The 18,942-nt window shown below is 65.0% G+C and carries 18 protein-coding genes; 7 read left to right on the top strand and 11 right to left on the bottom strand.

The genetic code is table 11. From position 1 onward, the window contains the following. Positions 1 to 43 precede the first annotated feature (43 nt). Entirely contained in the window at positions 44 to 499 is a 456-nt protein-coding gene (locus L0G76_RS07385; RefSeq protein WP_304356649.1) for a DUF4383 domain-containing protein, read from the bottom strand. 116 nt (positions 500 to 615) lie between these two features. Between L0G76_RS07385 and L0G76_RS07390 the strand changes: the two genes are divergently transcribed. Both L0G76_RS07390 and L0G76_RS07395 read left to right on the top strand, forming a co-directional pair. Further along, complete coding sequence (locus tag L0G76_RS07390; protein WP_304356650.1) at positions 616 to 813, top strand: hypothetical protein; 198 nt, start codon at positions 616 to 618, stop codon at positions 811 to 813. A gap of 22 nt (positions 814 to 835) precedes the next feature. After that, positions 836 to 1,186, top strand: coding sequence for a hypothetical protein (locus tag L0G76_RS07395; protein WP_304356651.1), 351 nt, complete (start codon positions 836 to 838; stop codon positions 1,184 to 1,186). A 242-nt stretch (positions 1,187 to 1,428) separates the two neighbouring features. Here the strand turns inward: L0G76_RS07395 and L0G76_RS07400 are convergent, their stop codons facing one another. Both L0G76_RS07400 and L0G76_RS07405 read right to left on the bottom strand, forming a co-directional pair. Further along, the gene (locus tag L0G76_RS07400; protein ID WP_304356652.1) at positions 1,429 to 3,138 is read right to left on the bottom strand and encodes an ABC1 kinase family protein; all 1,710 of its coding nucleotides are present in this window, start codon (positions 3,136 to 3,138) and stop codon (positions 1,429 to 1,431) included. 138 nt (positions 3,139 to 3,276) lie between these two features. Beyond that, the gene (locus L0G76_RS07405; protein WP_304356653.1) at positions 3,277 to 3,834 is read right to left on the bottom strand and encodes a PadR family transcriptional regulator; all 558 of its coding nucleotides are present in this window, start codon (positions 3,832 to 3,834) and stop codon (positions 3,277 to 3,279) included. Positions 3,835 to 4,130: 296 nt separating this feature from the next. On the opposite strand from L0G76_RS07405, the gene L0G76_RS07410 reads away from it, so the two are divergent. Next, positions 4,131 to 4,310, top strand: coding sequence for a hypothetical protein (locus L0G76_RS07410; protein WP_304356654.1), 180 nt, complete (start codon positions 4,131 to 4,133; stop codon positions 4,308 to 4,310). A gap of 161 nt (positions 4,311 to 4,471) precedes the next feature. On the opposite strand, the gene pstB is transcribed toward L0G76_RS07410, so the two are convergent. The 8 genes from pstB to L0G76_RS07450 form a co-directional block, all read right to left on the bottom strand. Further along, the gene (pstB, locus tag L0G76_RS07415) at positions 4,472 to 5,251 is read right to left on the bottom strand and encodes a phosphate ABC transporter ATP-binding protein PstB (protein ID WP_304356655.1); all 780 of its coding nucleotides are present in this window, start codon (positions 5,249 to 5,251) and stop codon (positions 4,472 to 4,474) included. A gap of 64 nt (positions 5,252 to 5,315) precedes the next feature. Next, a complete protein-coding gene (gene pstA / locus L0G76_RS07420; RefSeq protein ID WP_304356656.1) occupies positions 5,316 to 6,455 on the bottom strand; it encodes a phosphate ABC transporter permease PstA in 1,140 nt (379 codons plus the stop codon). Positions 6,456 to 6,457: 2 nt separating this feature from the next. Beyond that, a complete protein-coding gene (gene pstC, locus L0G76_RS07425) occupies positions 6,458 to 7,465 on the bottom strand; it encodes a phosphate ABC transporter permease subunit PstC (RefSeq protein WP_487246996.1) in 1,008 nt (335 codons plus the stop codon). Positions 7,466 to 7,584: 119 nt separating this feature from the next. Further along, entirely contained in the window at positions 7,585 to 8,688 is a 1,104-nt protein-coding gene (gene pstS, locus L0G76_RS07430; RefSeq protein ID WP_304356657.1) for a phosphate ABC transporter substrate-binding protein PstS, read from the bottom strand. Positions 8,689 to 8,967: 279 nt separating this feature from the next. Continuing rightward, positions 8,968 to 9,942 (bottom strand): NUDIX hydrolase, encoded by a 975-nt coding sequence (locus L0G76_RS07435; protein WP_304356658.1) that lies wholly within the window; start codon positions 9,940 to 9,942, stop codon positions 8,968 to 8,970. Next, positions 9,939 to 12,083: an RNA degradosome polyphosphate kinase gene (locus tag L0G76_RS07440; RefSeq protein ID WP_304356659.1), complete on the bottom strand. Its 2,145-nt coding sequence runs from the start codon at positions 12,081 to 12,083 to the stop codon at positions 9,939 to 9,941. Before L0G76_RS07440 ends, L0G76_RS07435 begins: the two co-directional genes overlap by 4 nt. Positions 12,084 to 12,087: 4 nt before the next feature. Continuing rightward, positions 12,088 to 13,095: a mycothiol synthase gene (gene mshD, locus L0G76_RS07445; protein WP_304356660.1), complete on the bottom strand. Its 1,008-nt coding sequence runs from the start codon at positions 13,093 to 13,095 to the stop codon at positions 12,088 to 12,090. Then, complete coding sequence (locus L0G76_RS07450) at positions 13,092 to 14,045, bottom strand: winged helix-turn-helix domain-containing protein (RefSeq protein ID WP_487246997.1); 954 nt, start codon at positions 14,043 to 14,045, stop codon at positions 13,092 to 13,094. The genes mshD and L0G76_RS07450 overlap by 4 nt, the downstream gene beginning before the upstream one ends. 433 nt (positions 14,046 to 14,478) lie before the next feature. On the opposite strand from L0G76_RS07450, the gene L0G76_RS07455 reads away from it, so the two are divergent. From L0G76_RS07455 to gabT, 4 genes are all read left to right on the top strand, one after another. Beyond that, a complete protein-coding gene (locus L0G76_RS07455) occupies positions 14,479 to 15,258 on the top strand; it encodes an ammonia permease (RefSeq protein ID WP_304356662.1) in 780 nt (259 codons plus the stop codon). A 191-nt stretch (positions 15,259 to 15,449) separates the two neighbouring features. After that, the gene (locus L0G76_RS07460) at positions 15,450 to 16,049 is read left to right on the top strand and encodes a heme-binding beta-barrel domain-containing protein (RefSeq protein ID WP_304356663.1); all 600 of its coding nucleotides are present in this window, start codon (positions 15,450 to 15,452) and stop codon (positions 16,047 to 16,049) included. Between the two features lies 1 nt (position 16,050). Then, the gene (gene ygfZ, locus L0G76_RS07465) at positions 16,051 to 17,310 is read left to right on the top strand and encodes a CAF17-like 4Fe-4S cluster assembly/insertion protein YgfZ (RefSeq protein ID WP_304356664.1); all 1,260 of its coding nucleotides are present in this window, start codon (positions 16,051 to 16,053) and stop codon (positions 17,308 to 17,310) included. A gap of 210 nt (positions 17,311 to 17,520) precedes the next feature. Beyond that, entirely contained in the window at positions 17,521 to 18,885 is a 1,365-nt protein-coding gene (gabT, locus tag L0G76_RS07470) for a 4-aminobutyrate--2-oxoglutarate transaminase (RefSeq protein ID WP_304356665.1), read from the top strand. The last annotated feature ends 57 nt before the right edge of the window (positions 18,886 to 18,942 follow it).

The raw sequence follows: 18,942 nt of genomic DNA on the forward strand, positions 1-18,942 counted from the left end.
GCGTCACCGCGTCACCGCGTCACCGCGTCACCGCGTCACCGCGTCACCGCGTCACGGAGGTGTGAGCCTTCCGGCCGAAGACGATGCCGGTCGTGATCATGGCCACGGCGAGCACGAAGTGCAGCCAGTTGTCAGCGGTATTGAGCGGAACGAAGTTGCCCATCGACTCCATCGGAACGACGAGGCCGTAGATCCACAGCACCGCGTAGACGATGCCGCCGACGATGAGGTAGGTCTTGGCCAGCTTGCGTGACCTGAGCCCGAGTAGGCCGACGATGCCGAAGAGCAGATGGACGATGTTGTGCAGCACCGAGACCTGGAAGATTCCCAGCAGTGCGGCCTGAGACTGATGCCCGGCGAACATGATCGTGTCCAGGTCCTTTGTGATGCCTGGGACGAATCCCAGGATCCCCACCAGGAGGAACACGGCACCGAATAGGCCCGAGATGACCTGGATGGGGCTGCGTGCGGTGTGGGTGGATGCCGTCTGGGCGGTCATGACACTCCTTTCGAAGTCTCTCGTCGTACACCAGCTGCTTCGGAGCCGATTGTGCGACGGATGGGTTCGGACTCGGGTATATTTCCAGGCATCCGGTCACCGGTAGTCTGGTGATGATGACAATTCGCGTGACAGTGCTGTGGCGCAGGCTGCTGGTTCTCCTCATCGGCGGCGTCATTGCCGTGCCCTACTTCGCCGTTGTGATCTGGGCTGTCACTGCATCGAACCAGGTCGCCGGGCGAACAGAGTCCCTGATCATCATCGCCACCGGGGCCGTCGTGGGCGATCGGCATTCCCCTCGGACTGGATCCTGAGTTCTACACTGAAGGACACAGGGTGGGATTGTGGCATTCGGGGCTGGTGCTTGCCTTCGCCGGCTTGGCCGGGGCTCTGCTCACCCTGGGGCTGGTGCAGAAGTGGGGAGAAAGGCTTCCTCGCTGGACTGGGTCGTTGGCAGGCCGACGTGTGCCGATACTCCTCGCGACGCTTCCTGCCAGCATCGTTGCGCTGGCGCTCTTCACCGGTGGCATGGGGCTGGTGCAATCAGTTCTGCTCAATGATGTCGACCTCAGCAGCAACTGGGTGACGATCGGTCCTACACTGCTCTTCCCTCTGTGGGCGCTGGCACTGGGTTGGGCCACCTATGCCTACCGTGCTCGGCGACTCGATGCTCGCGCCGCTGACTGAGTCCACTCGCGCGTTCAGAGCGCCTCTCACGGGGCGCGGTCCAACCGCGGGCAGACCGCGTAACGCCGCCAACGGGCGGCAACTCCTGGGCGATCAAAGTTGCTTGAATCGACCAGGAGTTGCCGACCGTTGGGCTCAGCCCCGGAGAGTGTATGCGCGTGGAGCTGGTTTGCAGCGATCGGAAGTCTCAGTCTGAGCTGTCGGTGGGTCGGATGACACGCGTTTTCACAGACTGCACGTTCTCACAGACGGCGATGTCTGCGGCTGAGCGTCCTGTGTCGCAGCATGGTGAGCAGACTGTGGATCAGCGCCGGCACCGAGGCGATGAGCAGCAGCACCCCGCCCAGCGTCGTGACGGGCAGCAGCACCGCCCCGGCGATGACGAAGCCGGTGAACAGCACGGCCGAGATCACCCCGCGAGCCAGGAGCTCGAGACCGGCAACCCGACGATCAAGCTTGGGTGTGGCGACCGAGAGTTCGCCGTTCTCGAGCCTGTGGACCAGGCTGTCGAGCCGTCCCGGCAGACCCAGCGTCAGACGCACGAAGGTAAGCGCTTCTTTCGCCACAGTACCGGCGGCGCCGCCCTTCTCCTCCTCGATCAGCTCGCTCGCATAGGGTTCGACGACCTCCCAGATGTTGAACGAGGGATTGAGCGAACTGCACAGACCCGACACCATGGACAGCGAGCGGATGATGAGGAAGAGGTTCTCCGGAAGCTGCACGGGCAGATCCCGCACGACCGATTCGAAATCCGTGGAGAAGGCTCGCAGCTCCTTCTCGTCGACGTCGCGCAGCTGAGCGAACCCCATGCCTCCGAACCGGGCGAAGAGTCCGGTGAGGGAGCGTTCGAGTTCGTCCGTATCTGCGCCGTCCAGCAGAACTCCGATGAGTTCGACGCTGGCGACGAGGCGGCGAGAATCCCGCATGGCCACGGCGATGATGAGCTCCCGCAAGCCCGTTCGCAGGGTCTCGGGCACATGTCCCATCATCCCGAAGTCGACGAAGGTCAGATGCCAGCCTTTCCCCGCCGAGGCTGTCGTCGAGTGGGCGGGAGTCACGAAGATATTGCCGGGGTGGGGATCGGCGTGGAAGAACCCTGTGCGGAAGAGCTGGTCGAACATCGTGTGCGCGAAGGCAGCGGCGACCTCGTGGGGGTCGATCCCGGCTCGATGCAGTGCCGCGACGTCATTGGCCTTGATCGCTGTGACGTCCTCCATGGTCAGCACCTGCGGCGTGGTCTGCTCCCAGGCGATGCGCGGAGCCTGCACCCGAGCCGAGCTGGTCGACCGGTCGGGCTCGGTGGCAGAAGGGGCAGTGGCTGCCGACGCAACCGCCGACGCAGCCGCATCCAGGGCGAAGGCCTCCGCATTCGCCGCCTCGTGGAGATAGTCGATCTCCTCGAGACTGACATGGGCGAACTCTTCGACCAGCGCCGGCATATCGACGCTGCGGGAGACGAAGCGGACGCGGGAGAGCCATCCGGCGATCCGGCGCAGGGCGCGCAGGTCGACCTCGACGACATCGGCGATTCCCGGCCGCTGGACCTTGACGACCACCTCGGCGAATCCGAGCTCTGCGGTCACGCTCGGGGTCAGAGTCGCTGAGTGCGCCTGCCCCAAGGACGCTGCCGCCAACGGATGAGTGTCGAAGGAGGCAAAGGCGTCGGTGAGCCCCATCCCCAGCTGAGCCTCGGCGAGAGTGCGGATCTGCGGGTAGGGGACCGGTGAGACCTCGTCCTGCAGGCCCTCCAGCTCCTTGGTGATCTCGGGCGGCAGCACATCCATCCGCGAAGACAGGAACTGTCCGACCTTGATCATCAGACCGCCGAGCTCCACGGCCAGGACGCGGAACCGCTTGGCCGTCGACCGCCACCGTGCCACCCGACCCCGCGCCGCGAACCGGCCCAGACCGATCCGCGGCAGCGTCAGCTCGAACCACCAGGCCAGAACCATCTGAGCTGCTGCGAAGCGGATAATCCGACCGTATCGCGCCCTGAGGCTTCGCCTCTGATCGGGCTGAATCGGGGTGGTGGGTTCCGATGCGGCGCGGTCCTCTGGCGGCACGCGCCGCTCGGTTCCCGCCGTCACCGCTCAGTCCTCGGCGAGGATCGAATACAGCCTGCGCTTGGTCTCCTCGAGCGCGGTGACCGCCTCGGCGACCTGTTCCTTGTTGCCGGACCGGCCGACCTGAGCTGCGGCCTGGGCCAGTTCGACGCCGGCCTTGGCCAGGTTTGCGGCCCTGGGGGCGTCGGGTTTCTTCGCTGACTCCCATGGAGCATTGGACTCCGGCTCGGATGCGAGCTGTTCGCGTCCGGCCTCGGTGAGTGAATAGGTCTTGCGTCCGCTGGAGGACTCCGAGCTGATGAGTCCCTCATCCGTGAGCAGCTGCAGCGTCGGGTAGACGGACCCCGGGCTGGGCTTCCAGCTGCCGCCGCTGCGTTCTTCGATCTCTTGGATGATCTGGTACCCGTGCATCGGTGCCTCGGCCAGGAGGGTGAGGATTCCGGCGCGGACGTCCCCGCGGTTCATGCGGAAAGGCTGTTTGGGGGAGAAGGAGGTGCGCAGCTGCTCCACCGCTTCCCAGATGTTGGCGCCGCCCCAATCGCCGCCTCGGCGAGAAAAGCCTCCGTGCGTGAATGGCTCGTTCATGATGACCTCCAGGTCTGTTCGTATCGCTCTGACGATATATAACGATATATCGGCGATGGGTTGCTGGGAAGATCATCTGACCGATCGCGGAGGCAATTCCCAGACCGTGTTCAGGCGAGTACGAAGAAGCGAGTCGGTCTGACAGTGACGCTGCCGGCAGCTATCAGCCTGACCGACATATATCGGTACTGCCGGCAGCTGTCAGTCCTGCCGGCGGCTATCGGTCCGGCCGAGGCCCATAGTTCACGAGCAGATTGCCTGAGGCAGTTGTCTGTACTGCGGTCAGAGACAAGCGCTTGGATCCAGCGCCGGCGAAGCTCCCACAGCCGGGACCGGCGACCACGGCCAGCACCGGCGACGCTCCAGCAGCCGGCACCGGCGACCACGGGATGGATGGCCAGGGTCAGGGCGTCGATGCGCCCGGCGTCGAGCAGCTGGTCGAGAGGACGCCTTCGCGCGGTGACTCCAGGTTGTGAATGCAGGCAACGGATGGTAAGTTCGCCTCGAATCCAGCGCTGGATTCGAGGCGAACTTACCATCCGTTGAGCATTCTGGCTGAGAATTGCGGCTCTCGGCCCAACTCCATAGAGCACTCTGACCCCGCAGGCCTCAAATCTCTAACCCAGCAGGCCTCAGATCAGCCGAAGCGGCCGGAGATGTAGTTCTCGGTCTCTTCCCTGTCAGGGTTGGAGAAGATCGTCGAGGTGTCGTTGAACTCGATGAGCTTGCCCGGCTTGCCGGTGCCTGCGATGTTGAAGAACGCGGTCCTGTCTGAGACACGAGCGGCCTGCTGCATGTTGTGAGTGACGATGACGACCGTGTACTGGTCCTTGAGGTCGTTGATGAGGTCCTCGATGGCCAAGGTGGAGATCGGGTCGAGTGCGGAGCAGGGTTCGTCCATGAGCAGGACCTCGGGCTCGACGGCGATCGCGCGAGCGATGCACAGGCGCTGCTGCTGGCCACCGGAGAGCCCCGAGCCGGGCAGGCTGAGACGGTCCTTGACCTCATTCCAGAGGTTCGCGCCACGCAGTGCACGCTCGGTGAGGTCATCGGCCTCGGACTTCGAGATGCGCTTGCTGTTCAAGCGCACGCCGGCCAGCACGTTCTCCTTGATGCTCATCGTGGGGAACGGGTTCGCACGCTGGAAGACCATGCCGACCTCACGACGCACGTTGACCGGGTCGACGCCCGCGCCGTAGATGTCATTGCCGTCCATGAGGACCTGACCGGAGACGCTGGCGCCCGGAATCACTTCGTGCATTCGGTTGAGTGTGCGCAGTACGGTGGACTTGCCGCAGCCCGAGGGGCCGATGAGGGCCGTGACCGAGCGGGGTTTGATCTGCATCTGCACACCGTCGACGGCGCGGAAGTCGCCGTAGAAGATGTCGAGATCCTTGATGTCGATCTGCTTGGACAATGTGTTTCCCTATCTGTGGAATGTCTGAAACAAGTATGGCGTGCTGCGGGGTTTCAGCGCCTCATCAGCGCCCTGTCTTCGGTGCGAGCACTTTTGCGATCACGCGGGCGAGGAGGTTGAGGACCATGACCAGGGTGACGAGCACGAGGGCGGCTGCCCAGGCGCGTTCCGAGCTGGCTATGGCGGCATCACCGGGGGAGACCGGGCGCAGCTGCGAATCGTAGATGTAGGTCGGCAGCGTCGACATCCAGCCGGAGAACAGGTTCCAGTTGAGCGTCTTGGCGAAGCCTGCGGTGACCATGATGGGCGCGGTCTCGCCGATGACGCGGGCGATTGCGATGGTGATGCCGGAGAGGATGCCCGACACCGAGGTGGGCAGGACGATTTTGACGATCGTCTTCCACTTCGGTACGCCCAGAGCATAGGAAGCTTCACGCAGGTCCATCGGCACGAGCCGCAGGATCTCCTCCGTGTTGCGCACGACGATCGGAATCATGAGCACGGACAGCGCCACTGCGGCGGTGAAGCCGGTCTTCGCGATGCCCGCGGCCTCCGGCATGATGAGGTTGGCGATGGTCGAGAACAGGGCGAAGGCGAAGAGGCCGGCCACGATCGAGGGGATGCCGGTCATCACGTCGACGAGGAAGGTGATGGCCTTGCCCAGTCTGTTCTTGCCGGCGTACTCGACGAGGTAGATCGCGGTCAGCACACCGATGGGGATCGAGATGATGCAGGCGGCGATCGTGATCAGGACGGTGCCGACGATCGCGTGGTAGAAGCCGCCGGCCAAGGTGGCTTCGCCGGCGACGTATTGCTGGTCGAGCACGCCTTTCATGCCGAGCATCGTGCGGGACAGGAGGTCGCCGTTGATCGCGGCTCCGCCCTTGGAGACGGTCAGCCACAGCAGCGAGATGAGGGGAACGCATGCGAGGACGAAAGCGGAGGTGACGACGGTTGTGGCCACCCGGTCGGTGGCCTTGCGGCGTCCTTCGTAGGACGCGGAGAGCACAAACACGGCCACCATGTTGATGAGTCCGGCGAGGACTGCGACGACGGGGATGTTGAAGCCGCCGAAGATGACGAAGCCGATGATGATCGCGACGATGATGGAGGCGACTGCAATCACCCAGGGGGTGGCCGGGGGCAGCTGCTTCGAGGTCAGGCTGCGAGGCGAGGTCGTCGAATTGTTCGTATTGGTCAACATTCTCAACTGCCCTTCACCGAGGTCTTGGCGACGATTGCGCGTGCTCCCATGTTCACCAGGAGGGTGATGACGAAGAGGACGAGGCCGATCGTGATCAGCTCGGACAGTCGCAGGCCGGCGGCCTCGGGGAAGTTCTGTGCGATCTCTGACGCGATCGTCTGGTTGCCGCTGACGACCAGGGACGCGGTGAGCAGACCGGGGGAGAGGATCATGGCCACGGCCATGGTCTCACCGAGTGCGCGGCCGAGGCCGAGCATGGTCGCCGAGGCGATGCCGGACTTTCCGAACGGCAGCACCGACATGCGGATCATCTCCCAGCGGGTGGCGCCGAGGGCCAGCGCCGCTTCTTCCTGCAGGCGGGGAGTCTGCAGGAAGATCTCCCGGGTCAGGGAGGTGATGATCGGCAGGATCATGATGGAGAGCACGAGGGAGGCGGTCAGCAGCGTGCGCCCGGTGTTCGACACCGCACCGTTCTCATCGGGTGCGAAGATCGGAATCCAGCCGAACCACTTCGACAGCCACAGGTAGAAGGCTGTGAGGTTGCCGGCCAGGGCGATTCCCCACAGACCGTAGACCACCGATGGAATCGCCGCGAGCAGATCGATGACGTACCCGAGGGTCGGTGCCAGCTTCCGCGGCGCCATGTGCGTGGTGAACAGCGCGATGCCCAGAGCGAAAGGCGTTGCCACGAGCAGAGCGATGGCCGACGAGATCAGTGTCCCGATGACGAGCGGCCAGACGTAGGAGAAGAATCCCTTGCCGCCGGTGATCGAACTCGGATCATCCATTTGGGCCTTGATGGTGTCCGTGGACTGTGCCAGAAGGAACAGGGCGACCCCCGCCAGGATGAGCAGGATCAGGATGCCGGCGATGAGCGTCGCGGCAGAGAAGATGCGGTCACCGGGACGAACAACGGCTTTGGGCTTCTGGCCCTTGCCGGACTCGGGGTGTGAGTCCGGTTCGGGTGCTCCGGCGGGGCCGGAGGCTGTGGTCTGTGTGCTGGTCGGCACAAGTGCTCCTCATGAAACTGGCGGTGGGTCCGGCGGGCGGGCCCGTAGGCACCGAAGAGCGGCGCAGGGTCGCTGCGCCGCTCTTCAGCTGATCAATTCTGCAGGTCAGGGGCCAAGAATCAGCCTTCAACCTTGATCGAATCGATGACGGTTTCGATCTGCGAGCGCAGGTCGTCGGACAGCGGTGCCGAGCCGGCAGATTCCGCTGCGGACTTCTGTCCCTCTTCGGAGACGACGAACTTCTCCCAGGCCTTGATCATGTCCACAGTCTCCTGGTCCTTGTAGGACGAGCAGACCAGGTGGTACGACACCAGGACGATCGGGTAGGCGCCCGACTCGGTGGTGTCACGGGCCAGATCGAAGGCGAGGTCGCCTTCGCCGCGGCCCTCGACCTTCTCGGAGGCGTCGACGACCTTTGACGCGGCCTCAGGGGAGAGTTCGACGAATTCCTCGCCGACCTTCACCTTGGCCTTGCCCAGCGATCCGACTGCGGAGGCATCGGCGTAGCCGATGGCTCCATCGGTGTCGGAGACGGTCTGCACGACACCGTCGGTGCCCTGTGCGGCCTCGCCGCCGAAGTCCTTGGGGAAGTTTCCGCTGACTTCGGCGTCCCAGTCCTCCTCGGCGGCGGCTTTGAGGTACTCGGCGAAGTTCTCCGTGGTGCCGGAGTCATCAGAGCGGTGAACGGCTGTGATCTTCGTGTCAGGAAGGTCCGCGTCCGGGTTGTCGGCCTTGATGGCTTCGTCGTTCCAATTGCTGATCTCGCCCTTGAAGATCTTGGCGATCGTCGCCGGGGAGAGGTTGAGCTCGTCGACGCCCTCGACGTTGAACGCCACGGCGATCGGGGAGATGTAGACCGGGTACTCGAAGGCTCCCTCGGGACCGCAGACCTCCTTGCTGGCCTCGACCTCGTCATCATCGAGGTGAGCGTCGGAGCCGGCGAACTGAGCGTTTCCGGCGAGGAACTGCTCGCGGCCCGCACCCGATCCGTCGGGCGAATAGTTGACGGTCACGCCGGAGTTCGCCGAGGCGAAGTCGGCGGTCCAAGCGTCCATCGCCGCTTTCTGTGAGGAGGCGCCGATGCCGGTGATGGTGCCCTGCAGGTCACTGCTGCCGCCCTCGCCGACTTCCTCTCCTGTGGCGGAAGTGCCGCCGCAGGCCGACAAAGTGAGTGCGCCGACTGCCAGGATCGCGGCGGATGGTGCCAGGTGCTTCAGCTTCACGAAGATGCCTTTCCAGTAAGAATGAGAACGATGCTCGAGATTGCTCGATCTTTCGTGTTCCACGCTAAGGATCGTGTGTAAAGGCGGGGGAGTGGCAAAGTGAATGGAGGATGAATGAATCCTGAAGGCTTCAAGTCCAGGTGAGTGCTCTATCACTGGAACGAGCCAATTCATGAAAGGATGGTTGCCGGAACGGCCCTGCCGTGGACATCGGCACCGATTCTCTTGCCGAGCGGCTGCCGGATAGCCGGGCCTCAGGCGCCGATCGGGTGCAGTCGTTCAGGTGTCGATGGGGCGCATCCGTTCGAAGTCGACAATGCGGGGCACAGGACCTGGACGCACATAGGCGACGATGATCTCACCGGGTTTGAGGTAGGGGTCTTCGCGCGGCAGCTTGTCCGCGATGCGCTGAGGGGCGTGCTTCGCGTAGATGTCGAGGATCAGCGGCAGCACCGGCCGGTGGGTGCAGTAGATGACCGGTTTCCCCTTCTCGAGGAGCCTCTCGATGAACCGAGCGGTCTTGTCCGGATTCGCAGAGCTCGCCTTCTCACTCAGGCACGAGGCCTTCCGGATCGGCCTGCCTGTCGCCGCAGACAGCGGAGCGAGCGTGGCCATGCACCGCTTCCAGGGGCTTGAGATCAGCTTCTTCGTCCCCCATGCCGAGAGCAGTCCGGTCAGTGCCATAGCCTGTCGGGTCCCCAGAGCCAGCAGCGGGCGCACATGTTCTGTCTCGTGCCACTTCGCCCGGGGGAATGCCTTCCCATGGCGGACGAGGACCAGCGGCCAGGCGCGCAGCGCGTCGGTGGAGTCGAACTTCTCCAGAGCATCGAGCTGGTCGCGATCGGCGTAGGAGGTCAGTTTGGTCCGTGCCTCGCCGACGGGAAACCACCTCACCTCGTCGACCTCCCGCTGATTCAGCGGCGCGAAGGTGTGATCGCCCTTGACCTGTGCTGACCAGTAGAAGACCTTCTTGAGGTGCTTTCCCCCGACCATGTATTCGGCCGAGGGCAGGGGCACGCCGATGGTGATGTCGAGTCCCGTCTCCTCCTTGACCTCGCGAATCGCCGTCTCCGGGAGGGTCTCACCGGACTCCACCTTGCCCTTGGGCCATGACCAGTCGTTGTAGCGGGGGCGGTGGATGAGTGCGACCTCAAGGCCTTCAATCCCGTTGCGCCAGCACAGGGCGCCGGCGGCGAGGACATCGGCGGTCACGCGCGAAGATGCCTGCGCGGAACCGACCGCTTTTGCGCTCACGCCTCGTCCCCGATCTCCCGGCGCTTGCGATGCCGGCGGATGAGCTCCGTCTGGTAGTCGGTGAGCCGGTTGCCCGCCTCGTCATAGGTGCTGCGCGTCCACTTGCCGTCACCGGCGAGCACGAACGCCGAGGTGGTGTCCGCGAAAGCCAGATCGAAGAGTTCGATGACCTCTGCCTTGTGATTGGCCGCGACGAGCTCGACGAGGGTTTCGACGCGACGGTCGAGGTTGCGGTGCATCATGTCGGCCGAACCGATGTAGACGATCGGGTCGCCGCGGTTGCCGAAGACGAACGCTCGTGAGTGTTCGAGGAAACGGCCGAGCATGGACCGAACCGTGATGTTCTCACTCAGCCCGGGGATCCCCGGGCGCAGGGCGCAGATGCCGCGGACGAAGACCTCGACCTCGACCCCGGCCCGAGACGCCATGTAGAGGGCGTCGATGATCGCCTCGTCGACGATGGAGTTGACCTTGATCCTAATCGTGCCGGTCCCGCCCGCCTCGGCGATGGCCGTCTCCTTGTCGATGAGTTCGATCAGCCCCGAACGCACCCGGGTGGGGGCGACGAGCAGGCGAGAGTACTCGGTCAGGGGCGCATACCCGGAGAGCTGGTTGAACAGCTTCGTCAGGTCATCGGCGACGTTCTTGTCCTTGGTCAGCAGCCCGAAGTCCTCGTATCCTCGCGCGGTCTTCGGGTGGTAGTTGCCGGTGCCGACGTGGCAGTAGCGGGTCAGGCCCTCGGCCTCCTGGCGGACGACCAGGGAGAGCTTCGCGTGGGTCTTGAGTCCGACGATTCCGTAGACGACGTGGACGCCGGCACGCTCGAGTTTGCGCGCCCAGGTGATGTTGGCCTCCTCGTCGAAGCGGGCCTTGATCTCGACGACCGCGAGAACCTGGATTCCCGCCTGTGCGGCGTCGACGAGGGCGTCGATGATCGGGGAGTCGCCCGAGGTGCGGTAGAGCGTCTGCTTGATCGCGAGCACGTTCTTGTCCGCTGCCGCCTGCTCGAGGAAGGCCTGCACACTCGTCGAGAACGAGTCATAGGGGTGATGGAGCAGGATGTCGCGGTTGCTCACGGCCGCGAAGACGTCGACCTGGTCGCTGGATTCGCGCAGCGACAGGTCCTTGTTCATCTGCGGGACCATCTTGCGGAAGTGCAGGTCATCGCGGGGGACGTCGGCGATGTCGGACATGCCGGAGAGATCGAGCGGGGTGGGCAGCTGATAGATCTCGTTCTCGTCGATGCCGAGTTCGTCCTTGAGCATCTCGCGCACCCGCGGATGGATGTTCTCCGTGATCTCCAAGCGGACGGCCGGCCCGAAGCGGCGTCGCAGCAGCTCCTTCTCCAGAGCCTTGAGGAGATTCTCCGCATCGTCCTCCTCGACCTCGACGTCCTCATTGCGGGTGACGCGGAAGGTCGAGTGGTGGATGATCTCCATGCCCTCGAAGAGCGTGTCGAGGTGTTCGGCGATGATGTCTTCGAGCGCGACGAAGCGTGCGGGGACATCGCGACCGACGGGGCGGTCCGATTTGCCCGCGACGTTGAAGAACCGGGGCAGGCGCGGCGGCACCTTGATCCGGGCGAAGAGTTTCTTGCCCGAGTCCGGGTACCGCAGCAGCACGCCGAGGTTGAGAGAGAGTCCCGAGATGTAGGGGAACGGGTGGGCCGGGTCCACCGCGAGTGGGGTGAGGACGGGGAAGACGTGGCCGGCGAAGAACTCGTCGACACGGGCGCGTTCGTCGTCGGTGAGCTCGTCCACCTGGACCTTCGTGATCGACTCCGCATCGAGGCGGGGACCGATGTCGTCCTTGAGCAGGGCGGCGTGGCGGGTCATAAGGTCATGTGCCCGGACGCCGATCGCGTGCATGACCTGCAGCGGCATCCGGCCGGTGACGCTGGGCACGGCCAGGCCGGTGTTGATGCGGCGTTTGAGTCCGGCGACGCGGACCATGAAGAACTCGTCGAGGTTGGTTGCGAAGATCGAGAGGAAGCGGACTCTCTCCAGCAGCGGCATATCAGGGTCGGAGGCGAGGTCGAGGACACGCTCGTTGAACGCCAGCCAGCTGAGTTCTCGGTCGAGGAATCGATCCTCCGGATCCGGCAGCCCCAGCTCCGCCCCGACTGCACTGATGTCGTACATCGTCTTACTCCTGATTGCGTTCGGTCGGGGAAGCCGGCGCATAGGACACGTGCGCCACCGCGACGTGGAAGCCCAGCCGCTCGTACAAGCCTAGCGCCGGTGCGTTGTCGGACTCGACGTAGAGGTCGATCGCCCCCGCCCCGGCAGCGACCATCCGGCGCATGCCCTCGATCGTCAGCGCCTTGCCCACACCCTTGGCATGGATGCTCGGGTCGACCCCGACGACATAGACCTCGCCGAGGCGGCCCTCCTCGTCCGAGTCCGTGAGCTTGGTCTGATGGAATCCGATGACCTGCCCGTCGCGGAGGGCGAGGATGACCGAATCCGGATCGAAATCGGGTGCCCCGGTGATCTCGGCGAAGTCCTCCGGCGTCTGGGACCCCTGCTCCGGGTGCCAGTCGAAGGCCGCGTTGTTGACGCGCAGCCATCCGGCTTCATCTCCGGAGGTGAAGGAGCGGATCGTGACGCCCTCGGGGGCCGCAGTCTGCGGCAGATCGTCGATGTTGAGGTTGGAATCGGTGCGCATCTGGTACAGCACCCGGTCGCGCCCGAGCCCGTGCTTGTCAGCGAGTCTCTGGGCGCCCGGGTGGTCGCCGTGTGACCAGCACCAGGACGAGGGCTCCTCGTCGAGGATCGTCGACAGCAGCTTGTCCCCGAGGCCCTGGCCGCGGTGATCGGGGGCGATGAGGAATTCGGCCGCATGCCGATCACCCTGGAGGGCGCGGATGCCGAATCCGATGAGAGCGGATTCGCCGATCGCCGCGGCGACCGAGTCGTCCGCTGCGGCGACCGAGTCGTCGTCGCCTGGGTTGTCGTCGGCGTAGACCCGCCAAGCGCTTGAGGCGGTCTGTGCGGAATCCGATTCGTCCTCACCGGTGGCGATGGCCAGGAGTCCGCCGGAGATCTCGGCGGACCCATCGGCTGCTGCCACGCGGTTGAGGAAGGTCAGCTCCTCCTCGGCGAGGGTGGTGATCGGTGAATTGCTCACGGCTCCGCTGGCTTCGATTCTCATACCTTCACGTCCTCCTCGTTCGGCTCTGCTGCTGTCTGCCCGTGTGCTGATCGCTCATTCGCCTCTGGTCGGCCTCGCGCGTCCGGCTGTGTCTCGGGTTCCGACTCATGGGCGCTGTCCGTCCCGGGTCCGTCACCGTCGGCGGCCGCGGACGCGGGGCTGAAGCGGTAGCCGACGTTGCGGACGGTGTGGATGGCATTTTCCAAGTCTTTGCCGAGTTTCGCACGCACGCGGCGGACATGCACATCGACTGTTCGGGTCCCGCCGTAGTAGTCATCACCCCACACGGCGAGCAGGAGCTCGTCGCGGGTGAAGACGCGTTCGGGGTGCATCGCAAAGAACTTCAGCAGCGCGAATTCGCGGTAGGTCAGGTCGAGGCTGCGCTCGCCGAGGTGGGCGGTGAATGCGGTTTCGTCGATGCGCAGAGCTCCGCTGACGACGATCATGGGCTCACCCTCGCTCGTCCACGGCCCGCTGCTGCTCCAGGAGGCTCCGTCTCTCACGGGCAGGGTGCCGTGGGCAGCCGGCCCGGTGTCGTATGAGGCATTCCTGCGGTGGTGGTCACGTGCCAGACGAAGGCGAGCCTCGACCTCGGCGGGGCCGGCGGTGGTGAGGACGATGTCGGCGACATCCCACTTCGCCGAGGCTGTGGCCAACCCGCCTTCGCTGAGCACGACGATGATCGGCGCGGTGATGCCCGCCCGCGCCACCACCTCGGCGATGGCAGGCGCCAGAGACAGGTCGAGGCAGGCATCGGCAACGACGACGTCTGCGGTGATCGAGTCGGCGGTGGACGAGTCGGGGATCGAGTCCGCGGTGATGGGGGACGCGCCTGCCGGGCGCAGCTGATCGAGGCTGAGGCGTTCGATCTGGTGGCCCAGGTACTGCAGGGATTCTGGGGCCAGAGGGGAGCCGATCCGGGCCGCGGGGCAGATGTGCAGGATTCGCATGGGCTCCATCCACCTCCTCGGACTCGGCGCGGCCGATCATGTGCGGCCTGGGGAAAGTATACCGAGAGCGCCGGCGGTCATGCGGTCGGCTTGCGTCCTGACGTGTAGGTCAGCGAGCAGAACCGGGCACGGAACTCGGGGTCTGCGAGCATGGCGCACCGCCTCCGCGCCCGAGGGCAACGACGTGCTCCGCGGTGAATCGGGCAGGAGCAGAGGACTCAGTATCGAGCGTGTGCTTCCGTCGACGAGCGCGGACAGCGAGTTGAGCTGCTGCGCTCCGAGATCCGGTCCGCTGTGACTCGGGCCGATGCCCGCGAACACAGGCATTCGCCCGCCCTCGGTGCCGGGCCGGGATCGCCGAGCCCGACCCAAATCGCGTCGCCGCGGCGAAATGAGGCACGATAGTGCTGTGATCAGATGGATTCGAGTAGCTGTGGCCCTGGTATTGGCACTGGCCCTCAGCGCCTCCGTGTACTGGGGTTACACCTTGTTCCTGCTGGCGACGGGACTCATCGTCTTCGGTGTGGCCTACGGGTGGCCCAGGCTGACCGACTCTCCGCAGCCCCGCGCCACCTCGATCATGCTCTTCCTCTTCGGCGTGGCCGGACTGATCGCGGCGTTCCGGGACAGCGCGGCTCCCTATCTTGACTGGCTGCCGGTCCTGGCGGGTCTCGGCCTGCTGTGGACCTTCGTGCAGAACCTCACCCGTGGAATGGGCGCGTCCGACGCCGTGGCCAACGTCTCAGCGCAGGTCGCGGGCGTGGTCATCGCTCTGTCGGCGAGCACCTGGGTCGCGGCGATCACCATGCCCGGGGATAAGGAAGCCATCGTCGTGGGACTCGTCTCACTCATCGTCGCCGGCTGCATGACGGCTCTGCCCTGGCCCGCGATCTACACGTCCCCGCTGGCAGTGGCGATGCCGACCGCGGTCGCCGGAATCCTCTCGGTCCTCATCTTCAAGGATGCGATCAGCTGGCCGGTGGCGCTGATCCTCGGCGCCGTCATGGGTCTTCTGGTCGCTGGAGTCGACCGCATGCTCGGTCTCATCGCCTACAGCAAGTACCAGGCCGTGAGCCTTGAGATCTCACGGAACATCGAGCTGAAGAAGAACGTGGAGAAGGCCCGCAGCTTCGCCGTCCAGCTCGCACTCGGCGCCGCTCCCATCGCCCTCGGCGGCGTCATCGTCTACGCTCTCGAACGCGTCACCCTCTGAGGTGAGCGCATCGCTGTCAGGGGCCGGACTGGGTGCACGCGCCGCAGTTGGAAAATGTAGACTGGGGGCATGGAAAACCTTGTCGCTCTCGAAATCGTCTTCTCCAGTCTCGTCGGCATCGCCGCACTCGGCGCCCTGGGCGTCGGAGTCAAGGTCGTCACGGCGCTGTTCAAAGACAATCGCTGAACTCAATGATCGAACTTGATTCCTCGGTCCATCCCGAGCTCGTCCCCCTGTCCTGGCTGATCGGTTCGTGGGAAGGCGTCGGGGTCGTCGGCTACGCGGACACCCCCGAGAAGCAGTTCGGCCAGCGCGTCGACTTCGTCGCCCATCCCGGAACTCCGTTCCTGCAGTACACCGCGCATGCGTGGCTGCTGAGTGAGGACGGCGAACTGGAATCGACGCTGACCCTGGAAACAGGGATCTGGCAGCTGATCCGCCCCCGCGATGCCGGAGACGTGGGCCCGGGAATGCTCGTGCCGACCGAAGAACCCAGCTTCACCTCGGCGGCGGCCGTCGAAACCCTGCGCACGAACGATGAAGGATTCGAGATCGAAGCCGAGATCGCCCACCCCCACGGCGTGATGGAGCTCTACGCGGGTCACGTCAAGGGACCGCGCATCGACCTGTCGACCGACGTCGTCGCCCGGACCAAGACCGCGAAGGAGTACACCGCGTCGACCCGCATGTACGGACTCGTCGGCGGAGAGCTCATGTGGGCCTGGGACATGGCCGCGCTGGGCCACGAGCTCGCCACACATTCCTCGGCCCGCCTGAAGAAGCTGGCCTGAGATGACCGATCCTGAGTCGAACGAGCCCGAGTCGACCAATCCCGAGTCGAACGATCCTGAGTCTCACGAACTCGGTCAGGGAGAGAACGTACCTGAGGAGGAACCCTTGCAGTCGAATGTGCCCTCACGTCCCTCGTCATTGAGTCGCCCGCTGAGTTCCACCGCGGTCTTCGGCGAAGGCGAGCTGCAGCACACCCCTGTTCACTACGGTTCACCGCTGCGCGAGCAGCGGGCACTGCTCGAGAAGGGCGCGATCGTCGATCTGCCTCATCTGCGGGTGCTGCGCCTGAGCGGAGCCGACCGTCTCACCTGGCTGAACTCCATCACCACTCAGAAGCTGGACTCCCTGGCACCGGGTGTGGCCACAGAGACCCTCGTCCTCGACCCGAACGGTCGCATCGAAGGCTGGCTCAAGCTCGTCGACGACGGTGAGTCGCTCTGGGCGATCAGCGAACTGCACACGGACGCCACCCTCGAGTTCCTCCGCAAGATGGTATTCATGATGCGGGTGGAGATCGAGGACGTCAGTGACGAATTCCAATGCCTCGGAGCCGTCCTGAAGTTTCCGGACAGCTTGCCCACGGCACAGCTGTGGAACGACCCCTGGCCGCACATCGGGAGCGGTTCGGCCTCGTATGCGCAGGTCGATCTCGGACTCGAGGTGGCAGGGGAGGACCACCCCGGGCTCGAGACTCAGTTCGTCATCGGCATCGTGGCCCGCACGGATCTGCACGCCACATCGGCGAGCGAATTCACGATGGCCGGGTACGACGCCTGGGAGGCTCTGCGGATCGCCGCCTGGCGACCCGGTGTGAACGACATCGACCACAAGTCGCTCGTCGGAGAACTCGACATGCTGCGCACCTCGGTGCACCTGGCCAAGGGCTGCTACCGCGGTCAGGAGGCCGTGGCACGCGTGCACAACCTGGGCCAGCCGCCTCGCCGACTCGTCTTCGTCCACCTCGACGGATCCGGGCACATCCAGCCCGAAACCGGCGCCGAGGTGCTCGCTGAGGTCCGCGGTTCCGAGCGGTCCGTGGGTCAGCTGACCTCGGTCGCCCTGCACTGGGAGCTCGGGCCGATCGGCCTGGCAGTGATCAAACGCAACCTCGCCGCGGACGCTCCGCTGAGCTTCGACCTCGGCGACGACGCGGCACCGGTGGCAGGGGCTCAGGAGACGATCGTTGCGCCCGTGCGCGAACACGAGATCGATCTGCCGAGTCGCAATCGGGACGTCGACATGCGCAATCAGCGGCGCTGAGCTCCTCCCTCAGCGGACACTGCGCCCCCGGCCCTTCGACCCCGGCCCTTCGACCCCGGCCGGACGCTGAGTCCGAGCGCGCTTTTCGCGTGATCCGAGCCGTGCTGACGGCAACGAATTTCGCATCTCTGTCTTCCGTGGTGGGTGTGATCTGCTCAGCCTGCGGACGGTAAGTGACAAGAACCGTCGTGAGGCTCTAATCTTCTCGTTATGACAGCTTTGGAAATTGGCGGCGAAGCTCTGCCGCAGGAACGTAAACTCGTCACCGAGATCCCCGGGCCGAAGTCCCGTGAGATCGAGGCGCGTCGCCAGTCGGCAGTGGCTCCCGGAGTCGGTTCCAGTCTGCCCGCCTATGTGGTCGCAGCCGGCGGTGGAATCGTCAAGGACGTCGACGGCAACCAGATCATCGACCTGGGAGCCGGCATCGCCGTGACGACCGCAGGAAACTCGAACCCGAGGGTCGTCAAGGGCGCCACCGAGCAGCTCGAGTCCTTCACCCACACCTGCTTCATGGTCAACCCGTATGAGGGCTACGTCGAGGTCGCCGAGGCGCTCAACCGACTGACTCCCGGCGATCATGAGAAGCGGTCCATCCTGCTCAACTCCGGTGCCGAAGCTGTCGAGAACGCCGTCAAGATCGCTCGCGCCCACACCGGTCGCGACGCCGTCGTCGTCTTCGACCACGCCTACCACGGCCGCACCAACCTGACCATGTCGATGACGTCGAAGGCTGCGCCCTACAAGGCAGGCTTCGGCCCGTTCGCCGGCGAGGTCTACCGTGCACCCATGTCGTATCCGTACCGCGACAACGATGCGGCCGGCACGAAGGTCAGCGGCGAGGATGCTGCCAAGCGCGTCATCACCATGATCGAAAAGCAGGTCGGCGCCGAACACGTCGCCGCGATCGTCATCGAGCCCATTCAGGGTGAGGGCGGCTTCATCGTTCCCGCGGAGGGCTTCCTGCCCGCCCTGACCGAGTTCGCGCGTGACAAGGGCATCGTCTTCGTCGCCGACGAGGTCCAGGCCGGCTTCGCCCGCACCGGCAAGATGTTCGCCTCCGAGTGGGAGGGCATAGTGCCCGACCTCATCGCCACAGCCAAGGGCATCGCCGGCGGTCTGCCGCTCTCTGCAGTGACCGGTCGCGCAGAGATCATGGACTCGGTCGGACCGGGACGTCTCGGCGGAACCTACGGCGGCAATCCGGTCGCCTGCGCGGCCGCACTCGGCGCCATCGCCTCCTATGAGGAAGACGGACTCGTCGAGAACGCCGTCCACATCGGCGAGATCGTCACCGATCGTCTCACCAAGTTGCAGGGCAAGTACCCGGAGGTCGGCGATGTTCGCGGCCGTGGCGCCATGATTGCCGCCGAGTTCGTCCAGCGCGACTCGATCGACCCGAATCCCGACCTGGTCAAGAAGATCGCCGATCACTGCGCGAAGAACGGCGTCCTCGTGCTCACCACAGGAACCTTCGGCAACATCCTGCGTTTCCTGCCGCCGCTGACGATCTCCGACGCGCTGCTGAACGAAGCCTTCGACGTCATCGAAGAGGCCATCGCCGCCTCAGCAGCCTGACCCATCCCCGACCATCTCTCCAGAGCTACCTGACGGCGGCTCAGCAACCTCGCGCGA

Source organism: Brevibacterium picturae, from assembly GCF_030453725.1.
In the GTDB taxonomy this organism is placed as follows: Bacteria; Actinomycetota; Actinomycetes; order Actinomycetales; family Brevibacteriaceae; genus Brevibacterium; species Brevibacterium sandarakinum_A.

What these genes read in the sequence shown, in the direction of transcription:
- L0G76_RS07405 (WP_304356653.1), bottom strand. Translation starts at nt 3,834, where the DNA reads ATGAACGAGCCATTCACGCACGGAGGCTTTTCTCGCCGAGGCGGCGAT.
- L0G76_RS07460 (WP_304356663.1), top strand. Translation starts at nt 15,450, where the DNA reads ATGATCGAACTTGATTCCTCGGTCCATCCCGAGCTCGTCCCCCTGTCC.
- gabT (WP_304356665.1), top strand. Translation starts at nt 17,521, where the DNA reads ATGACAGCTTTGGAAATTGGCGGCGAAGCTCTGCCGCAGGAACGTAAA.
- ygfZ (WP_304356664.1), top strand. Translation starts at nt 16,051, where the DNA reads ATGACCGATCCTGAGTCGAACGAGCCCGAGTCGACCAATCCCGAGTCG.
- L0G76_RS07400 (WP_304356652.1), bottom strand. Translation starts at nt 3,138, where the DNA reads ATGGTTCTGGCCTGGTGGTTCGAGCTGACGCTGCCGCGGATCGGTCTG.
- L0G76_RS07440 (WP_304356659.1), bottom strand. Translation starts at nt 12,083, where the DNA reads ATGTACGACATCAGTGCAGTCGGGGCGGAGCTGGGGCTGCCGGATCCG.
- L0G76_RS07390 (WP_304356650.1), top strand. Translation starts at nt 616, where the DNA reads ATGACAATTCGCGTGACAGTGCTGTGGCGCAGGCTGCTGGTTCTCCTC.
- pstA (WP_304356656.1), bottom strand. Translation starts at nt 6,455, where the DNA reads ATGTTGACCAATACGAACAATTCGACGACCTCGCCTCGCAGCCTGACC.
- L0G76_RS07450 (WP_487246997.1), bottom strand. Translation starts at nt 14,045, where the DNA reads ATGCGAATCCTGCACATCTGCCCCGCGGCCCGGATCGGCTCCCCTCTG.
- L0G76_RS07385 (WP_304356649.1), bottom strand. Translation starts at nt 499, where the DNA reads ATGACCGCCCAGACGGCATCCACCCACACCGCACGCAGCCCCATCCAG.
- mshD (WP_304356660.1), bottom strand. Translation starts at nt 13,095, where the DNA reads ATGAGAATCGAAGCCAGCGGAGCCGTGAGCAATTCACCGATCACCACC.